Annotated in this window: 16 protein-coding genes; 6 read left to right on the top strand and 10 right to left on the bottom strand. The window is 69.5% G+C overall.

All coding sequences use genetic code 11. The features are described 5' to 3' along the window. Nucleotides 1–137: 137 nt before the first annotated feature. Nucleotides 138–1,679: a serine hydrolase domain-containing protein gene (locus ACFVRO_RS04880; protein ID WP_386949857.1), complete on the top strand. Its 1,542-nt coding sequence runs from the start codon at nucleotides 138–140 to the stop codon at nucleotides 1,677–1,679. Nucleotides 1,680–1,764: 85 nt separating this feature from the next. Here the strand turns inward: ACFVRO_RS04880 and ACFVRO_RS04875 are convergent, their stop codons facing one another. From ACFVRO_RS04875 to ACFVRO_RS04860, 4 genes are read right to left on the bottom strand one after another with little or no spacing between them, the layout of a single operon-like run. Continuing rightward, nucleotides 1,765–3,444, bottom strand: coding sequence for a glycoside hydrolase family 13 protein (locus tag ACFVRO_RS04875; protein ID WP_386949854.1), 1,680 nt, complete (start codon nucleotides 3,442–3,444; stop codon nucleotides 1,765–1,767). 49 nt (nucleotides 3,445–3,493) lie between these two features. After that, a complete protein-coding gene (locus tag ACFVRO_RS04870) occupies nucleotides 3,494–4,372 on the bottom strand; it encodes a carbohydrate ABC transporter permease (RefSeq protein ID WP_386949851.1) in 879 nt (292 codons plus the stop codon). After that, a complete protein-coding gene (locus ACFVRO_RS04865; RefSeq protein ID WP_105677273.1) occupies nucleotides 4,372–5,283 on the bottom strand; it encodes a carbohydrate ABC transporter permease in 912 nt (303 codons plus the stop codon). Before ACFVRO_RS04865 ends, ACFVRO_RS04870 begins: the two co-directional genes overlap by 1 nt. Next, nucleotides 5,280–6,530, bottom strand: coding sequence for an ABC transporter substrate-binding protein (locus ACFVRO_RS04860; protein ID WP_386951602.1), 1,251 nt, complete (start codon nucleotides 6,528–6,530; stop codon nucleotides 5,280–5,282). The genes ACFVRO_RS04865 and ACFVRO_RS04860 overlap by 4 nt, the downstream gene beginning before the upstream one ends. Nucleotides 6,531–6,679: 149 nt before the next feature. Between ACFVRO_RS04860 and ACFVRO_RS04855 the strand changes: the two genes are divergently transcribed. Further along, nucleotides 6,680–7,897 (top strand): ROK family protein, encoded by a 1,218-nt coding sequence (locus ACFVRO_RS04855; RefSeq protein ID WP_386949849.1) that lies wholly within the window; start codon nucleotides 6,680–6,682, stop codon nucleotides 7,895–7,897. Nucleotides 7,898–8,048: 151 nt separating this feature from the next. On the opposite strand, the gene ACFVRO_RS04850 is transcribed toward ACFVRO_RS04855, so the two are convergent. The 4 genes from ACFVRO_RS04850 to ACFVRO_RS04835 form a co-directional block, all read right to left on the bottom strand. Continuing rightward, the gene (locus ACFVRO_RS04850) at nucleotides 8,049–9,398 is read right to left on the bottom strand and encodes a dihydrolipoamide acetyltransferase family protein (protein ID WP_223585582.1); all 1,350 of its coding nucleotides are present in this window, start codon (nucleotides 9,396–9,398) and stop codon (nucleotides 8,049–8,051) included. A 120-nt stretch (nucleotides 9,399–9,518) separates the two neighbouring features. Beyond that, the gene (locus ACFVRO_RS04845; protein WP_105677269.1) at nucleotides 9,519–10,499 is read right to left on the bottom strand and encodes an alpha-ketoacid dehydrogenase subunit beta; all 981 of its coding nucleotides are present in this window, start codon (nucleotides 10,497–10,499) and stop codon (nucleotides 9,519–9,521) included. Between the two features lie 112 nt (nucleotides 10,500–10,611). Continuing rightward, nucleotides 10,612–11,739 (bottom strand): pyruvate dehydrogenase (acetyl-transferring) E1 component subunit alpha, encoded by a 1,128-nt coding sequence (gene pdhA / locus ACFVRO_RS04840; protein ID WP_386949846.1) that lies wholly within the window; start codon nucleotides 11,737–11,739, stop codon nucleotides 10,612–10,614. A gap of 85 nt (nucleotides 11,740–11,824) precedes the next feature. Continuing rightward, nucleotides 11,825–12,898 carry a histidinol-phosphate transaminase gene (locus tag ACFVRO_RS04835; protein ID WP_386949844.1) on the bottom strand — a complete coding sequence of 358 codons (1,074 nt, stop codon included), beginning with the start codon at nucleotides 12,896–12,898 and terminating at the stop codon, nucleotides 11,825–11,827. Nucleotides 12,899–13,020: 122 nt separating this feature from the next. Here ACFVRO_RS04835 and ACFVRO_RS04830 point away from each other — a divergent pair, with 122 nt between their 5' ends. Next, a complete protein-coding gene (locus ACFVRO_RS04830) occupies nucleotides 13,021–13,425 on the top strand; it encodes a phage holin family protein (protein WP_105677266.1) in 405 nt (134 codons plus the stop codon). A gap of 57 nt (nucleotides 13,426–13,482) precedes the next feature. Here ACFVRO_RS04830 and ACFVRO_RS04825 read toward each other — a convergent pair whose 3' ends face one another. Both ACFVRO_RS04825 and ACFVRO_RS04820 read right to left on the bottom strand, forming a co-directional pair. After that, the gene (locus ACFVRO_RS04825; RefSeq protein WP_386949841.1) at nucleotides 13,483–14,757 is read right to left on the bottom strand and encodes a hypothetical protein; all 1,275 of its coding nucleotides are present in this window, start codon (nucleotides 14,755–14,757) and stop codon (nucleotides 13,483–13,485) included. Between the two features lie 8 nt (nucleotides 14,758–14,765). Continuing rightward, nucleotides 14,766–15,029, bottom strand: a complete 264-nt coding sequence (locus tag ACFVRO_RS04820) for a hypothetical protein (RefSeq protein WP_341940919.1) — start codon at nucleotides 15,027–15,029, stop codon at nucleotides 14,766–14,768. 201 nt (nucleotides 15,030–15,230) lie between these two features. Between ACFVRO_RS04820 and ACFVRO_RS04815 the strand changes: the two genes are divergently transcribed. Genes ACFVRO_RS04815 through ACFVRO_RS04805 form a run of 3 tightly spaced genes read left to right on the top strand, consistent with a single transcriptional unit; the run spans nucleotide 15,231 to nucleotide 17,432 of the window. Continuing rightward, on the top strand, nucleotides 15,231–15,680 hold the full coding sequence (locus ACFVRO_RS04815; protein ID WP_258132734.1) for a low molecular weight protein-tyrosine-phosphatase: 450 nt from the start codon (nucleotides 15,231–15,233) through the stop codon (nucleotides 15,678–15,680). Between the two features lie 22 nt (nucleotides 15,681–15,702). Then, complete coding sequence (purB, locus tag ACFVRO_RS04810) at nucleotides 15,703–17,085, top strand: adenylosuccinate lyase (protein ID WP_386951599.1); 1,383 nt, start codon at nucleotides 15,703–15,705, stop codon at nucleotides 17,083–17,085. Nucleotides 17,086–17,090: 5 nt separating this feature from the next. After that, nucleotides 17,091–17,432, top strand: coding sequence for a hypothetical protein (locus ACFVRO_RS04805; RefSeq protein WP_386949839.1), 342 nt, complete (start codon nucleotides 17,091–17,093; stop codon nucleotides 17,430–17,432). Nucleotides 17,433–17,495: the final 63 nt, after the last annotated feature.

The following is a 17,495-nucleotide window of genomic DNA, read 5'->3' as shown; positions in this document are numbered from 1 at the left end:
TCCCACTCTAAACACTAATGAGAACCATTATCAAATCTTCGTCGTGGTGCACACGCCGACATCGATTCTCGGTCGTCCGGGACATTGTTTCGCGCGCCGCGGCACGGGAGCCTGGACGAACAGACCGAAGGAGCCCCATGTCCAATGAAACCTTGGCCGTCCCCCTCGTCGATCAGCTCGACGCCTTCTTCGGGCAGTACACCGCGGCGGGTCAGGCCCGGGGGCTCGTGTACGGGCTCGTCGGCCCGGACGGACTCGAGCACAGCCGAGGATTCGGCGCCGTCGACGCCGACGACAGGGCGCCAGATGCCGACACCGTGTTCCCGATCGCGTCGATCACGAAGAGCTTCGTCGCCCTGGGGGCGCTGCTGGCCAGGGACCGCGGTCTTCTCGACATCGAGGCGCCGATCACGGACTTCTTCCCCGAGTGGCACGGCACCGTCGGCGACGAGCCCGCCGCCGCACCGACCCTGCGGCAGCTGCTCAGCATGAGCGGCGGCCTCACCGAGGACAACTCCTGGGTCGATCCGTTCCTCGGCCTGAGCGAGGCCGAGCTCGTGGATCGGATCAGACCGGGTCTCGCCTACAGCAACCACCCCGGAACGGTCTTCGAGTACTCGAACATCGGCTTCACGATGGCAGGTCTCGCGGTCGCCAAGGCCGTCGGCATGCGCGTGGAGGACTGGGTCACGGAGGAGGTCCTGCGCCCGCTCGGAATGACCCGCACCTGGTTCGACAACCGCGCACCCGACGGCGGGTTCCATCGCGCGGTCGGCTACTCGCTGGATGCCGAGGGGAACTGGGTGGCCTTCCCTCCCCAGGTCTCCGATGCGATGGCCGCCGCCGGCGGCATGCACTCCACGATCAACGACCTCGGCATCTGGGTCGGATTCCTCGCGGCGGCGACCCGTCCGGGCGGCGATGACGCGATCGTCGCCAGGGCGACGCGGCGCGAGCTGCAGCGCATCCATCAGGTCGACATCCCGTCGCTGCAGGCACGCCCCGAGGGGACCTGGAAGTTCGTGGCGGGAGGCTACGCGCTCGGCCTCTTCGTGCGCCACGACCTGCACCGCGGGTCGATCGTGTCGCACAGCGGCGGGCTCCCGGGGTTCATCCTGAACATCGTGTGGCACGCCTCCTCCGGCACCGGGGTGATCGTGCTCACCAACAGCCACCGCGGCAACCCGGTCGGGCTGTCCGAGGATGCGCTGCTCCGCACGCTCTCCGCCAACGCCACCCCGGCGCGGGTGGTCCGGCTGTGGCCGGAGACGCGTCGACTGATGGCCGCGGCCGACGGGCTGGTCCGCTCGTGGGACGACGACGCCGCCGCCGAGCTCTTCGCCGACAACATCGACTTCGACCGCCCGCTCGCCCAGCGCAGAGCGGCGATCGACGAGCTCATCGCCCAGGTCGGCGGACTCCGCGAGGGATCCGATGCGCCCGAGATCCTGTCCTCCGCCACACCGGCCGACGTCACCTGGTCCCTCCCCGGCATCCGGGGCGAGCTGATCTGCATGATCCACCTCACGCCCGTACGGCCCGCGCAGATCCAGGAGTTCGAGGTGATCGCCGTCGACCACACGGTGCCGCGGAGCGCCCGCCCCACCGACATCTCCGCCCGACGCCGCGCGTACGTCACGCCGACCGTGAGCTCGCTGCCGAACACCGCGGTGGTGTGAACCGGCGCCACCTGGCCCCGCGGGGCCCCACGGGCCCGCCGATCTCGACGACCGGCGGGCCCGTGGGGCGTACAGTGGGCGGGCGTCAGCCGATGAGGCCCGCAGGGGCGATCCACACCGTGGACTCGCCAGGCACCGCACCGCCGTCGACGGCGCCCAGCACGACGTCGGTGGCATCCGCCCCGAGGTCGAACGGCTCCGTGCCGAAGTTCGTCACGACCTGCCAGCCGTTCGGGCGGGCGAAGCGCAGCACGTCGGCACGGCCGGTCTCGATCCACTGCAGGCTCTCGTCGGCCTGCAGCACCCGACGCAGGCGCAGCGCCTCGCGGTACAGCGACAGCGTCGACGAGGGATCCGCAGCCTCGACGTCTGCGGCGAACGCGGCGAACCACGCCGGCTGGGGCAGGTGCGCCTCGACGGCCCCGAATCCGAAGGAGGGTCCGGATGCCGTCCACGGCAGCGGCACGCGGCATCCGTCACGGCCCAGTCCGTCGAACTCGCCGCCCCGGAAGAACGTCGGGTCCTGACGCTCCTCCGGTGTGATCTCGGCGACCTCCTGGAGGCCGAGCTCCTCGCCCTGGTACAGGTACGTGCTGCCGGGCAGGCCCAGCAGCAGCAGGGTCGCGGCGTGCGCGCGGCGGAGTCCCTGCTCGCGGTCGATGCCCTCGTCCGGACCCCCGGCGGCGACCCATTCGGTGCCCTGCTTGACGTGTCGTCCGTTCAGCGCCGGCAGGCCGTAGCGCGTCGCATGACGGGTGACGTCGTGGTTGGAGAGCACCCAGGTCGTCGAGGATCCCGTCGTGTCCGACTGCGCGAGGTTGTCGGCGATGATCGTGCGGAACTCTTCCGCGTCGAAGTCGGCGACGAGCAGGTCGAAGTTGAACGCCTGCCCCAGCCCCTCGGCGGAGGCGTACTTCGCGCGGCGCTCCGGCGTCGACACCCACGCCTCGGCGACGGCCGTGCGCGGCGGGTCGTACTCGTCGAACACGCGGCGCCACTCGGCGTAGATCTCGTGCACGTCGTCACGGTCGATCAGCGGGTGGTTGCCGTCCCGCGGGATCGCGTCGAGCTCTGCACGGCTGGGCAGGGGCTCGCTGAGATCCTTCGTGAGCATGTGGGCGACGTCGATGCGGAAGCCGTCGACCCCGCGGTCCGACCAGAAGCGCAGCGTCGTCAGGAAGTCCTCGCGCACCTCGGGGTTGTCCCAGTTGAGGTCGGGCTGCTCGACGGCGAAGTTGTGGAAGTACCACTGTCCGTCCTCGACCCGCTCCCAGGCGGAGCCGCCGAACACCGACACCCAGTCGGTCGGAGGAAGCTCGCCGTTCTCGCCCTTCCCCTCGCGGAAGATGAAGCGCTCACGGGCGGCGGAGCCGCGCCCTGCGGCGAGCGCCTCCTGGAACCACTCGTGCAGGTCGGATGTGTGGTTGGGAACGATGTCGACGACGACCCTGATGCCACGGGCGTGGAGGACTGCCACCATGGCGTCGAAGTCCTCGAGCGTGCCGAGACGGGGGTCGACGTCGCGGTAGTCGGCCACGTCGTAGCCGCCGTCGGCGAGAGCCGAGGGGTAGAACGGGCTGAGCCACACGGCATCGATGCCGAGCTTCTCGAGGTAGTCGACGCGAGAGAGGATGCCGGGGATGTCGCCCAGGCCGTCTCCGTTCGCATCGGCGAAGCTCCGCGGGTAGATCTGGTAGACGGCGGCCTGACGCCACCATGCGGCGGTGTCGGCGGTGCGGGTCTCGACGAGGAGAGCGTCGGTCATGAGGGGTCGTGCTCCTTCTTTCTTGTGGGTGGTTCTGCGGGTGTGCGGCTCAGCCCTTGACGGCGCCCTGGGTCACGCCCTCCATGACGAAGCGCTGCGTGAACAGGTAGGCGAGGATCGCCGGGGCCATCGCCATCAGGTACGAGGCGAAGGACACGTTGTAGTTGTTGCTGAACTGAGTCTGGAACAGGTTCTGCCGCACCGGAAGGGTCTGCAGTGCGGGATCGGAGATGATCAGCGACGGCATCATGAAGTCGTTCCAGGCGTACAGGAAGGCGAAGATGCCGACCGTGGCGCTCATCGGCGCGAGCAGCGGGAAGATCAGCTTCCAGAACGTCTGCCACGTCGTCGCGCCGTCGATGCGGGCGCTCTCCTCGAGCTCCATGGGGATCGACCGCAGGAACGCCGTGAACAGCAGCACGCTGAAGCTGAGCTGGAACATCGTGGCGAGGATGATCACGCCGAACGGGTTGTCGAGCCCCACGCGTCCGGTGAGCTGGATCTGCGGGAGGGCCACGACGGGGAACGGGATGAACATCGCCGCGAGCAGGTAGAAGAACGAGTACCGGAAGAGCTTCCGATCCCAGTTGCGCACGATCGCGTAGGAGGCGAGCGCGGCGAGGAGGATGGTCGCGACGACGGTGCCGGCGGTGACGAGCAGCGAGATGCCGGCGCCGACGGGGAACTTCGTGAGGTTCCAGGCGGCGACGAACCCTTCGATGCTGAAGGGCGCCGGCAGGGAGAAGGCGTTGCCGTCGACGGCCTGGGAGGTCGTCTTGAACGCCATCGAGATGGTCACGTACAGCGGCAGGAGCACGGTGACCGCGCACAGGATCAGGATGATCGTTCCCGACCAGTTGACCCTCTCCATCCTGATGCGGGGTTTGCGGCCGGAGGCGGTGACGGTGGCGAGTGTCTGCGTCGACATCAGAGTGCGTTCCTTCCGCGGGTCATCGAGAGCTGGAGCAGGGAGATGAGGATGGCGACGATGAAGAAGATGGTCGCGTTGGCCATCTGGTAGGCGTAGTCGCCGCCGTTGAAGCCCGCGATGATCGTCATGGCGACGCTGCGGGTGGAGGTGCCTGGGCCGCCGTTGGTGAGGCCGACGATGATGTCGTAGGCGTTCAGGAAGCCCTTGAATCCGAGGATGATGTTGATCACCACGTACCCCGCCACGAGCGGCACGGTGATGCGGGTGAGCTGCTGGGTCTTGTTGGCGCCGTCGATCGACGCGGCCTCGTAGACCTCGCCCGGCACCGACAGGAGACCGGCGATGTAGATCAGCAGGGTGCCGGGGACCGCCTGCCACGCGGTCACGATCACGATGGCCACCCAGGCGAGGTCGGGGTTGGCGAGCAGGCTCGTCTCCAGCCACGGGATGCCGGTGGCCGCACCGGCCGCAGGGAGCGAGTTCGAGAACAGGAAGTTGAAGACGTAGGCGATGATGATGCCCGAGATCACCATCGGGATCACGAACACCGTGCGCAGCCCCGTCTTAAAGCGGATGCGGGATGTCAGCCCCACCGCGAGCAGGAACGCCACGATGTTGACGACGATGACCGTCGCGATCGAGAAGCCGAACGTGAACAGATAGCTCTGCAGGATCGCCGGGTCGCTGAAGACGGCGATGTAGTTCGTGAGCCCGTTGAAGCTCCAGTCGCCGATGCCGATCGAGTCGGTGAAGCTGAAGAAGATGCCGATGACCCCGGGCAGCGTGATCGCGAGCGTGAACAGCAGCAGCGTCGGCAGCAGGAACAGGTAGTAGATCGGCTCGACGCGGCGCGAGCTGCGCCGTACGGTGCGGTCGCCCGAGGTGACGATCGTGGTCGTGGTGCTCATTCGCCGGACTCCTCTGTCTCGGTCTTCACGACCGGTGCGCGGAAGGCGACGCGCGCCCAGTCGGCATCCATCGTGCGGAGTGTCGTGTTCGGGTCTGCGCCGAGCACCATCGCCTGGGCGTAGTTGAAGACGGGGATCGTCTTCGGGACGAGCACCGACGGACCCTGGTAGATCCGGCCGTCGTCGTAGTAGTCGATCATCCCGGCGATGCGCGGATCGCTCGGTGCCGGAGCATCCTCGGTCGGCGTGAAGCCGAGCTGGGACTCGTTGTAGGCCTCGATGTTCTGCGGCTCGTACAGGAACTCCAGGAAGTCGCGTGCGGCCTCCTGGTGCCGCGACCCCTCGGGGATCATGGCGGCGAGGTCCATGTTGACGCGCACAGCGAGATCGTCGGGGTCGTCGGTCATCGGCAGCGGGAACGTGCCCAGCTGCAGGTCGGGGGCCGTCTTCGCGATCTCGCTGAACGCCCACGGACCCTGCAGGTACATCGCGGCCTCGCCCTTCGAGAAGGCGAGGTTGCCGTCGCCGTAGCCGCGGCTGGGTGCGTCCTCGTTGACGTAGTCCTTCGTCAGCTGGAGCATCCTGTCCATCGGCTCGGCGAAGTCGTTCTGGAACGACACGGTCGAGTCGGGTCCGACGTCGGCGCCCTCGGCGTTCATGCCGTCGAAGAAGTCGATCACGTCGATCGAGCCGCCGAGGGAGTAGTCATACCAGCCCTGCCCGACGGTCCAGTCGTCCTTGAAGGTCGCGTAGAACGGGGTGATGCCCGCGGCCTTGAGCTGGTCGCATGCCGCGATGAGCTCGTCCCAGGTCTGCGGGACCTCGATGCCCTGGGCGGCGAAGATCTCCTTGTTGTAGATGACGGATGCCGCCATCACCGAGTACGGCAGGGCGCTGGTGCGTCCGGCGCACGAGCCGTACTGGTCCATGAGGGGCTGGAGGTCGTCGCGGACGGATGCCGCGGCATCCGTGTCTCCGAGATCGGTGAGCGCGCAGCGCTGCACGAACCGGGCGATCTCGAAGTTGTAGTTGGCGAGCATGATGTCGGGCGGGTTGCCGCGCACGAAGCTGGCCGAGACCACGTCGACGCCCGAGGTGTCGATCTCGACGCGCACGTCGCTCTGCGATGCGTTGTACTCGGCCACGAGGTTCGTCATGAACTCGATCGCTTCACGTTTGCTGAAGGTGAAGCGGATGGTCTCGCGACCGTCTCCCGCGGCGCAGCCCGTGACTGCGGCGCCGATCATGATCAGCGCGGTCGCACCGGCCGCGAGTCGTTGGGGTTTCACAGACACCGTCGTCCTTCCGATTGGTAGATCCGTAGACTAAATCTAGTGAGCGAATTTACTTCGTCGGACGGTACTCTCTCATTGGAGAAGAGGGCAGGTCAAGAGCCGTGACAGAAGTTTCTGCAGATCTGGGCACCGGACGCGCGAGCGTCGGGGCCGTCCTCGACTTCGCCTGGACCGCCGGCGAGTTCACCGCGACCGAGGTCATGGCGGCCACCTCGCTCACCCGATCCACCGCGATCGACGCCGTGGACACCCTGGTCAGCGGGCAGATCCTGCGCGAGCTCCCGAACGCCCGTGCGGCCGGCGCCTACCGCGCAGGGCGGCCGGCGCGGCGCTTCGCCCTGATGCCCGACCTGGGCGTCGTCGTGGGCATCGACGCGGGAGACACGCACCTCGCCGTCACCGTCGCCGACCCGCTGCAGACGACGCTCGTGCAGCACCGCACCGACGTCGACCCGGAGGAGACGCCGGAGGAGCGTCTGGCGATCATCCTCGAACGGCTCCAGGACGCCCTCTCCGAAGCCGGTCGCACCCGCGACGATCTCCTCGCGATCTGCGTGGGCGTCGCCGCCCCTGTCACCCGAGACGGCATCTCACCCCCGCATCCGGAGGGGTTCTGGGAGCGCACGAACCCGGGGCTCGCCGCAGCGCTGCGCGACTGGGCGCCGGTCGTCGAGATCAAGAACGACGCCCTGCTCGCCGCCGTCGCCGAGGGCGCGCAGGGCGCGGCGATCGGATGCCGGGACTACGTCGCCCTGCTCGCCGGTGAGCGCTTCGGCGGCGGCGTTGTGGTCGACGGCCACCTGCTGCACGGCGCCCACGGCGGCGTCGGCGAGGGCGTCGTGTTCGATCACATCATCGGGGTCGGCTCGGCGTTCGGCCTCGGGCCGGCGCTGCACCATCAGCTGCTCGCCGCCGTGGACACCGGAGAGGTCGACGCAGGTTCCCCGATCGGCCGGCTCGCCGACGCCGAGCGGATCGACCCGCGCCTCGTCCTGACCCTCGCCGCCGCGGGCGACGCCGATGCCCTGCTCATCGCCGGCCAGCTGGGCGAGACCGTCGCCCGCATCGTCGGCGTGCTCGGCAGCATGTACGACCCCGCCCGCGTCATCATCTGCGGCGCCGTGGCCGAGAGCATCGAGCCCGTGCTGGCCGCCGCCCGCGCCGTGCTGCCGTCACAGTTGCACCTCCCCGCCCCCGAACTGCTCGCCTCGTCGCTCGGGGCCGAGGTGGTCTCGCTCGGCGCCGTGGCGACCGCGCGGCGTGCGGCGCGGGAGCGCGCCGTGCCGCTGTTGGCGGAGCGGCGGCTGGCGCGCGGGTAGCCCCGGCATCCGGCATCCCGGGCGCGGGGCGCGGTGGGAAAACAGAGACGAACTCGATCGGCCCCGGCGTTGCACGCCGCGACACGCCGGAGATCGGCAGGTCGGTCTCCGTTCTCCGGGCGACGGGGGCGTCCGACCTGAGCGGCCGACCTCAGTCGACAAGCAGCGCGGGCTCCTCCAGCACGCTCGCCACGTCGGCGATGAAGCGGCTCATGCCGTCGCCGTCGATCACGCGGTGGTCGAAGGACCCGGCGACCGTGGTGACCCAGCGGGGGCGCACCTCGCCGTCGACGACCCACGGCTTCTGGCTGATCGTGCCCATGGCGACGATGCCGGCTTCGCCGGGGTTGATGATCGGGGTGCCGGCATCCATCCCGAACACGCCGATGTTGGTGATCGTGATGGTGCCGCCCTGCTGGTCGGCGGGGCTGGTCTTGCCCTCGCGCGCGGTGAGGGTGAGGCGGTTCAGGGCACGGGCGAGGTCCTTCATGCCGAGGTCCTGCGCATCCTTGATGTTCGGCACGAGGAGTCCACGCGGGGTGGCCGCGGCGATGCCGAGGTTCACGTAGTGGCGCACGACGATCTCGGCGCCGTTCTCGGTCTCGACCCACGCCGCGTTCACCATCGGGGTGCGGCGGGCCGCCCAGATCACGGCGCGCGCCATGATGAGCAGCGGCGAGACGCGGATGTCGGCGTAGTCCGGCGAGGCCTTGAGCCGCTTGACGAGCTCCATCGTGCGGCTCGCGTCGATCTCCTTCCACACCGTCACGTGCGGGGCCGAGTAGGCGCTCTGCACCATGGCCGAGGAGGTCGCCTTGCGGACGCCCTTGACCGGGATGGACTCGGTGCGACCCGGCTCGTCGACGTGCGGAGCGGATGCCGGAGCCGGAGCGAGACCTCGGGCGAGGCCCACCGGTGCGCTCTGCGGGGCGGGCACGGTCTCCTCACGGACGGCGCCCCACTCGGGCGTCTCGATGTTGCGGAACACGCTCGCCTGCGAGGCGTGCTTCATCACGTCGTCGCGGGTGACCTCGCCGTCGGCCCCCGTCGGGGTGACCGTCGTGAGGTCGACGCCGAGGTCGCGGGCGAGCTTGCGGATCGGCGGCTTCGCGATCACGCCGACCGACGACCGCACCGGACGCTCGGCCGGACGCTTGCGGCGCGACGTGGCGCCGCCGCCTGAGCCGTAGCCGACGAGCACGGAGCCGCCGCCCTCCTCAGCTGCCGGAGCGGCAGGGGCCGCGGGCGCAGCGGGTGCGGCATCCGTCACGAAGCTGATGATCGGGGTGCCGACCTCGACCGTCGTCCCCTCGGCGACGAGCAGCTCGCCGACGACCCCCGCGTGCGGGGACGGGAGCTCGACGAGCGACTTGGCCGTCTCGATCTCGCAGATGACGTCGTTGATCGCGACGGCGTCGCCGGGGGCGACCTTCCAGGCGACGATCTCGGCCTCGGTGAGGCCTTCGCCGACGTCGGGGAGGGTGAAGTTCTGCGTGCTCATGGTTGATCCTCTCGCGCATGGCGTTCACAACTCCGCAAGAACGCACGGGAAGCGGCCGGAATCACGAGTCCGGAGCCGGTATGCGGCGTTCTCTGAGGAGTTGTGAACATGAAACGACTGTCAGTAGGCCAGCGAACGGTCGACGGCCTCGAGGATGCGGTCGGCATCCGGGAGGTACGCACCCTCGAGCTTCGCCGGGGGGAACGGGGTGTCGTAGCCCGAAACCCGCAGCACGGGAGCCTCCAGCGCGTAGAACGCCCGCTCCATCACGGTCGCGGCGACCTCGCTGCCGAGACTCGTGAAGCCCTGCGCCTCCTGGGCGTAGACCATGCGGCCGGTCTTGCGCACGGAGTCGAGGATCGGCTCGTAGTCGATGGGCGACAGCGAGCGCACGTCGACGACCTCGCAGCTGGTGCCCTCGGCCTCGGCGAGCGCGGCGGCCTGCAACAGGGTCGTGACCATGGCGCCGTGGCCGACGAGCGTGACGTCGGTGCCGGTGCGCACGACGCGCGACGAGTGCAGCGGCGCCGCGGACGCGTCGAGCTCCACCTCGCCCTTGGTCCAGTAGCGGCTCTTCGGCTCCATGAAGATCACGGGGTCGTTCGAGGCGATCGCCTCCTGGATCATCCAGTACGCGTCGTTCGGCGTCGACGGCGACACCACGCGCAGACCCGGGGTGTGCGCGAAGTACGCCTCCGGGCTCTCCTGGTGGTGCTCGACCGCGCCGATGTGCCCGCCGTAGGGGATGCGGATCACGATCGGGAGCGAGAGCCTGCCCTCGTGCCGGTTCGTGAGCTTCGCGAGCTGCGTGGTGATCTGATCGAACGCCGGGAACACGAAGCCGTCGAACTGGATCTCGATGACGGGCCGGAACCCGGTCATGGCGAGTCCGATCGCGGTGCCGACGATCCCCGACTCGGCGAGCGGGGTGTCGAGCACGCGGCGGTCGCCGAAGTCGCGCTGCAGGTGCTCCGTCACGCGGAAGACACCGCCGAGCTTGCCGATGTCCTCGCCCATGAGCAGGACCCGGTCGTCGTTCTCCATGGCCGCGCGGAGCCCTGCGTTCAGGGCCTTGCTGAACGGCATCGTCTCGAGAGTCATGCCTGGTGCCCCTTCACGGAATTCGGACGATTGCAGGAATATCGGATACTGCGGCACGGATCGTCCGAGAATGCGGCATCCGTCCGAGATTCGGATGCCGAGAACGCCGCGGTCACGCGTCGCCCCCGTCGAACGACGCCTCATACCTGGCGCGCCACGCCTTCTGCTCGGCGATCAGCGGATGCGGCTCGCTGTAGACGTGGTCGAAGATCTTGTCGGCGCTGGGCGCGCCCAGCTCCACGGTGCGCGCCCTGAGGTCCTCCGCGGCGTCGGCGCCCTCGGCGTCCACGTCGGCGAAGAACTCCGCCGAGGCGCCGCGGTTCTCCAGGAACGCGCGCATCCGCACGATCGGGTCGCGCTCGGCCCACGACTGCTCCTCTTCGGAGCCGCGGTATTTCGTGGGGTCGTCGCTGGTGGTGTGCGCGCCGAGCCGGTAGGTCACGGCCTCGATCGCGCGGGGGCCGCCGCCGGCGCGCGCCTCGTCGAGGGCCACGCGCGAGACGGCGTAGCTGGCGAGGACGTCGTTGCCGTCGACGCGGACGCTGGGGATGCCGTAGCCGGCGCTGCGCTCGACGAGCGGCACCCGCGACTGGGTCGACACCGGCACCGAGATCGCCCAGTGGTTGTTCTGCAGGAAGAACACCGTCGGGGCCTGGTAGCTGGCGGCGAAGACCATGGCCTCGTGCACATCGCCCTGGCTGGATGCGCCGTCGCCGTAGTAGACGATGACCGCTTCGTCGCGCTCGGGGTCTCCCGTGCCGGTGCGGCCGTCGAAGGAGAGGCCCATCGCGTAGCCTGCGGCGTGCAGCACCTGCGAGCCGAGCACGAGGGTGTAGAGCCGGGTGTTGCCGTTCTTCGGGTCGCTCGGGTCCCAGCCGCCGTGCGAGACGCCGCGCATGAGCTTGATGATGTCGACGGGATCGACGCCGCGGATGCGGGTCACGGCGTGCTCGCGGTACGACGGGAAGATCGTGTCCTGCGCGCGGGCGGCGCGACCGGAGCCGACCTGGGCCGCCTCCTGACCGCGGCTCGGCGGCCACAGCGCCAGCTGGCCCTGACGCTGCAGGTTCGTCGCCTGGGTGTCGATGGCCCGGATGACGACCATGTCACGGTAGAACTGCTCGAGCTCCGCATCGCTGATCTTCTCGATCAGCGGGAGGTAGCGCTCGGCGGCATCCGACGGGGCGAACCGTCCGGTCGCGTCGAGGACGCGCACGAGGGGGGTCTCGGAGGTAGTCACGGCTCTTACGCTACCCGCGCCCGCATGCCCCGGCACGCATACCTAGGACGCCCTTGTATCTGTCGGGAACCCGAAGAATCCCCGGTCAGAGGGCTGTCGCGGCGACGTCGAGCACGCGGGCGACGGACGCGTCCTCGCCCACGGAGATGCGGATGCCGTCGCCGGCGAAGGGCCGGACGACGAGATCGTTCTGGAGGAAGAGCGCGGCCACGGCATCCGTCCGCTCGCCCGTCGGCAGCCAGACGAAGTTGCCCTGTGCGTCTGGCACGTCCCACCCCTGGGCGCGGAGACGCTCGACGAGGCGCGTGCGGCGTTCGACGATCTCGGCGACGCGGGCGAGGAGCTCGGACTCGGCGTCGAGGCTGGCGATGGCGGCGTTCTCGGCCGCGGAGGTCACGGAGAGGGGGATGCCGGTGCTGCGCGCGGCGTCGAGCACCTTCTCGTTGCCGATCGCGTAGCCGATGCGCAGCCCCGCGAGACCGTACGCCTTGGAGAAGGTGCGCAGCACGACGACGTTGGGGTGCCGCTCGAAGACGCGCTCGGCGAGTCCGTCGACCGCGCCGGGGGCGGTGACGAACTCCGCGTACGCCTCGTCGAGGACGATGAGGACGTCTCCGGGGACGCGGGCCACGAAGTTCGCGAACTCGTCGCTCGTGATGATCGGCCCCGTCGGGTTGTTCGGCGTGCAGAGGATGATCGCGCGGGTGCGGTCGGTGACGGCATCCGCCATCGCGTCGAGGTCGTGGCGGAAGTCGGCGGTCAGCGGGACCTGGACGCCGGTCGCCCCCGCGACCAGAGGAAGGCTCGGGTAGGCCTCGAAGGAGCGCCACGCGTAGATGACCTCATCGCCGACGGATGCCGTGGCGAGGATGAGCTGGTGCAGGATCGAGACGCTTCCGGCGGCGACGTGGACCTGGTTCGGGTCGACGCTGAAGCGGATGCCGAGGCGCTCGCGCAGGCGTCCGGCGGTGGCGTCGGGGTAGCGGTTGATCGGCGTGGTGTACTGGAGCGCGTCGAGGACCGACGGCAGCGGCTCGAAGGGGTTCTCGTTGCTCGACAGCTTGTACGCGTCGGGCCCGGCCTGCTTGCCCTGGCGGTACGGAGCGAGAGCGGCGATGGTGGGACGGATGCGGGGCAGGATCGGGTCGGTCACGGTCATGAGTCTAGGGATTCAGCGATCATCCGCGTGATGAGCGCGATCATGAGCTCCTTCTCCCTCGGGTCGACCAGAGGCCGAAGGTCGCTGACATCTCGGCTTCCTCGTGTGAGACTGGAGGGACTATGCGCTTCATCATCCGTGTCGTCGTGAACGCCTTCGCCCTGTGGGTGGTGACGCTGATCCCCGCGCTGCAGGTGCAGATCAAGGCCTTCGCGCCCGGCGAGACCCTGCAGCTCGTGCTGACCCTGCTCGCGGTGGCGGCGATCTTCGCCCTCGTGAACACGATCATCGGCACGATCGTGAAGATCGTCGCGTTCCCGCTCTACATCATCACGTTCGGCCTCATCGGCTTCGTGATCAACGGGTTCCTCCTGTGGCTCACGGCGTGGATCACGAGCGGATTCGGCTGGGGTCTCACCGTCGGGGACTTCTGGTGGGGCGTGCTCGCCGCGCTCATCATCTCGGTCATCAACGGCGTCTTCGGCTTCATCCTCCGCCCGCAGACCAAGAAGTCCCGCCGCGACTGACCCCCCCCCCCCCCCCGCCCTGACCGGTCGGCGCACTCCTCTCGTGTGCGCCATCGGTCAGTCCCGCGTCGCCCGGTACTCGGTCCGCTCGACCTCGACGGCCTCGTCGAGGTCGGCCCAGAACTCGCCGAGCGCCTCGATCCGCGGGTCGCCGGAGGCATCGGCCATCTCCGCCGTCTCGATGTAGGTGCGGAGCTGATGGGGTTCCAGACCCGCGTCCTGGATGCCGTCGCGCGGGTCGCCCTCGCGCGTGACGGTGACGCTGTCGGCCGAGCCCGTGCCCCCGGGGGAACCGCCACCCGCGAGACTCGAGACCAGATCGTCCGTGTGCCGGAACTGGACGATGGTCTGATCGTCGCCGAGAGCGGGCTCGACCGGACTCCCCGCGGTGATCTGCACCTTCACGTCGTAGTCCGACTCCATCGCGAGGTGCGCGGCGATCATGCCCGACTGCGAGTGGGCGACGACGTCGACCTCGTCGCCCGGCTTCGCCCCGGCCGCCGCGAGCGCGTCGAGCGTCGCCTGATAGGACGATGACCGCCGGCCCGTGTAGAGCTCCCGGTTGGACTTCATGTCCCACGGCTCCTTCCCGCCGAGCAGCGACTGCGGCCAGGCGTTCTGCGTGCCCGTGAGGTAGGTCACGTACCTCGCCTCCCCTCCGGGCATCGTGTACTTCTCGACGGCGATCTGCGCGCCCGCTGCGCTCGGCATCCTGCGGAGAGCCTCGGCGGCCCCGGCGGGCGCGCCCGACGGCGAGGAGGTGCGCACGGGCGTCACCGAGACGGGATCGGCCGTGCCCGTGAGGCGCGACCCCGCCGGGATCACCCCGAGGCCCGTGGCGCCGACGGCACCGGCTCCGAGGAACAGCGGCGCCAGCAGCCCGCCGAGGTCGAACTGACTGTCGAGCCCTCGAAACCGCTCGTCCTTCCAGCCCTGCACGAGCAGAGTCGCCATGTCGGGGATGCGGGCGTCTCCGTCGGCGAGCCGCCCCATCCTCCGGCGCAGCACATCGGCTCCGGCGTCGTGGGCGAGCGCCAGCGCATCGGCCTCTGCCTGCAGCTCGACATACTCGTAGACATCGGCCATCAGTCTGATCCCGATCACGGCCGAATCGCACTCAGACCGCAGGTCCTCCGCGCGCTCTCCACTCGCCCAGAGCGCCACGGTGTCGACCCGCTCGCCCGCCCCAGGGGCGTCGACGATGATGCGATGGGCCCGCATGATCGAGGAATGCGCTCCGTCGATGTCCGTCGCGAGCGCCGCCAGCCGCGCCGCGACCTCCCGCAGCGCCTCGGGGTCGACGCAGATCGCTCCGCCGTGGTCGATCTCCATCCCGCCGCTCACGATGCCAGCGCCCTCTCCATCTCCCGAGACCTCTCGTGCAGACGCGCGACCTCCGCCGCCGCGCCGTCGCGATAGCCGAGGAGCTCGCGTCGGAGGGCCCGCACACCCTCGGACTCCCACTCGGTGTCGGCGATCAGCGGGCCGAGTGCGGCCCCGACGGCATCCAGCGCCTGGACGGCCTCGTCGACGGCGTGGCCGGCGAGGATCAGGGCCCAGGCCGCCTCTGAGCCGCCGGTGTCTGCGATGGCGAATGCGTACATGCGGCCAGCATCCGCGATCCGCGATCGACGTGCGGGGCCGCGATCCGCGGAACGACGACGACGGTGGACAGGTCGCTCCGGATGCTGAATGTGGAGGATGAGACTGCGGGATGAGCCGGAGACCGGCAGAATGGAACGGTGACATCCCCGGATCCCTTCCGCGTGATCTTCGTGTGCACGGGGAACATCTGCCGCTCCCCGATGGCGGAGGTCGTCTTCCGCGATCTCGCAGAGCGCCAGGGTCTGGGGTCGCGGATCGTCTCGCGCAGCGCGGGAACGGGCGACTGGCACCTCGGAGAAAGGGCCGATCAGCGCACGATCGACTCCCTCACCCGCCGCGGCTACGACGGCTCGCAGCATCGAGCGAAGCAGTTCACGACCGCATCCTTCGCCGACAACGACCTGGTCGTGGCGCTCGACCGCACCCATGAGCGCATCCTCCGCGAGTGGGCGCACGATGAAGACGAGGAGGGCAAGGTCACACTGCTGCTCGCGTTCGACCCTGACGCCTCGACCCAGGACGTGCCCGACCCCTACTACGCCGGCACGGAGATGTTCGATGCCGTGCTCGGTATGATTGAGGCGGCGACGCGCGGCCTGTTCCGCCAGCTCGAACCGGCCCTTCGCGCCCCTCGCACGCCCCGAGCATAGGGGCCCGATCAGGAGGACTCCCCTGACTTTCCAGCCCTCGCTCCCGCCCCAGCCCCTGAGCCCCCTCGACGGCCGCTACCGCGGCGCCGTCACCGGTCTCGCCGACTTCCTCTCCGAGGCGGGCCTGAACCGCGCACGGGTCGAGGTCGAGGTGGAGTGGCTGATCGCCCTCACCGACCGCTCGCTGTTCGAGACGTCTCCCCTGTCGGATGCCGACAAGGAGCGCCTGCGCGCCCTCTACCGCGACTTCGGCCAGGCCGAGATCGACTGGCTCGCCGAGAAGGAGGCCGTCACGCAGCACGATGTGAAGGCCATCGAGTACCTGGTGCGCGACCGTCTCTCGACGCTCGGACTCGACCGCATCGCCGAACTCACCCACTTCGCCTGCACGAGCGAGGACATCAACTCCGCCTCCTACGCGCTCACCGTCAAGCGCGCGGTCGAGGAGGTCTGGCTCCCCGCGCTCGACACGATCATCGCCACGCTCCGCGAGCTGGCCGTGGAGCACGCGGATGCCGCGATGCTCTCCCGCACGCACGGGCAGCCGGCGACCCCCTCGACCATGGGCAAGGAGCTCGCGGTCTTCGCGTGGCGCCTGGAGCGCGTTCGGGGCCAGATCGCGGCATCCGACTACCTCGCCAAGTTCTCCGGCGCGACCGGCACGTGGTCGGCGCATCTCGCCGCCGACCCCGACGCCGACTGGCCGACCATCGCGCGGGAGTACATCGAGAGCCTGGGGCTGGGCTTCAACATCCTCACGACGCAGATCGAGTCGCACGACTGGCAGGTCGAGCTGTACGACCGCGTGCGTCACGCCGGCGGCATCCTGCACAACCTCGCCACCGACATCTGGACCTACATCTCGCTGGGCTACTTCGCGCAGATCCCGGTCGCCGGCGCCACCGGCTCCTCGACGATGCCGCACAAGATCAACCCGATCCGCTTCGAGAACGCCGAGGCGAACCTGGAGATCTCGGGCGCCCTGCTCGCCTCGCTCGGCCAGACCCTGGTCACGAGCCGCCTGCAGCGCGACCTCACCGACTCCACGACGCAGCGCAACATCGGCGTCGCGTTCGGGCACTCGCTGCTCGCGCTCGACAACCTGCGCCGCGGCCTGAACGCGATCTCGCTGTCGCGCGACGTGCTGCTCGCCGACCTCGACGTGAACTGGGAGGTGCTCGCCGAGGCCATCCAGACCGTGATCCGCGCGGAGGTCGTCGCCGGGCGCTCCACGATCCAGGACCCGTACGCGCTGCTCAAGGAGCTCACCCGCGGCCACCGCGTCGGCGCTGCGGACCTCGCGGAGTTCGTGCAGAAGCTGGAGATCGGGGATGCCGCGAAGCAGCGACTGCTCGCGCTGACCCCCGCGACCTACACGGGCATCGCCGAGCAGCTGGCGAAGTAGCCCGGATGGACAGCGCACAGCTCGCGGCGGCGACGCTGCCGCTGCGTCGCACCGGGAGCCGGTACGACGTCGAGGAGGTCGACGCGTTCCTCGCGCGGTGCGGGGAGGCGCTGAGGGCCGGAGAGCGTGGGTTCCGCCCTGCGCTCCGCGTGGATGAGATCGTGCTCGCGCAGTTCCGGAACGTGCCGTTCTTCGGCACCGGCTACGACGCGGATGCCGTGGACAACCTGCTCGACGAGGTCAGCGTGCGCCTGCGCGCGTACGACCCGGAGTCGGCGCAGGAGAAGGCCCAGGAGGCCGAGCTCCGCGCCATGCTCGACGACATCAAGAAGCGCCCCCGCAGCTGACCCGCTCTCCCTGCGTCACGCTGGCGCCGCCGTCGAGTGCACGTGAACTCGACGAGTGCACGG

Origin of the sequence: Microbacterium sp. NPDC057944 (assembly GCF_042887445.1) — a bacterium.
Lineage (GTDB): Bacteria > Actinomycetota > Actinomycetes > Actinomycetales > Microbacteriaceae > Microbacterium > Microbacterium natoriense.
Note: the sequence above shows the minus strand (reverse complement) of the source record. Positions and strands in the feature narration are given on the sequence as shown.

Coding starts and splice junctions, on each gene's coding strand:
- ACFVRO_RS04830 (WP_105677266.1), top strand. CDS start 13,021: ATGCGCTTCATCATCCGTGTCGTCGTGAACGCCTTCGCCCTGTGGGTG.
- ACFVRO_RS04835 (WP_386949844.1), bottom strand. CDS start 12,898: ATGACCGTGACCGACCCGATCCTGCCCCGCATCCGTCCCACCATCGCC.
- ACFVRO_RS04820 (WP_341940919.1), bottom strand. CDS start 15,029: ATGTACGCATTCGCCATCGCAGACACCGGCGGCTCAGAGGCGGCCTGG.
- ACFVRO_RS04860 (WP_386951602.1), bottom strand. CDS start 6,530: ATGATCGGCGCCGCAGTCACGGGCTGCGCCGCGGGAGACGGTCGCGAG.
- ACFVRO_RS04815 (WP_258132734.1), top strand. CDS start 15,231: ATGGCGGAGGTCGTCTTCCGCGATCTCGCAGAGCGCCAGGGTCTGGGG.
- ACFVRO_RS04875 (WP_386949854.1), bottom strand. CDS start 3,444: ATGACCGACGCTCTCCTCGTCGAGACCCGCACCGCCGACACCGCCGCA.
- ACFVRO_RS04845 (WP_105677269.1), bottom strand. CDS start 10,499: ATGACTCTCGAGACGATGCCGTTCAGCAAGGCCCTGAACGCAGGGCTC.
- ACFVRO_RS04865 (WP_105677273.1), bottom strand. CDS start 5,283: ATGAGCACCACGACCACGATCGTCACCTCGGGCGACCGCACCGTACGG.
- ACFVRO_RS04880 (WP_386949857.1), top strand. CDS start 138: ATGTCCAATGAAACCTTGGCCGTCCCCCTCGTCGATCAGCTCGACGCC.
- ACFVRO_RS04825 (WP_386949841.1), bottom strand. CDS start 14,757: ATGGAGATCGACCACGGCGGAGCGATCTGCGTCGACCCCGAGGCGCTG.
- ACFVRO_RS04805 (WP_386949839.1), top strand. CDS start 17,091: ATGGACAGCGCACAGCTCGCGGCGGCGACGCTGCCGCTGCGTCGCACC.
- ACFVRO_RS04870 (WP_386949851.1), bottom strand. CDS start 4,372: ATGTCGACGCAGACACTCGCCACCGTCACCGCCTCCGGCCGCAAACCC.
- ACFVRO_RS04850 (WP_223585582.1), bottom strand. CDS start 9,398: ATGAGCACGCAGAACTTCACCCTCCCCGACGTCGGCGAAGGCCTCACC.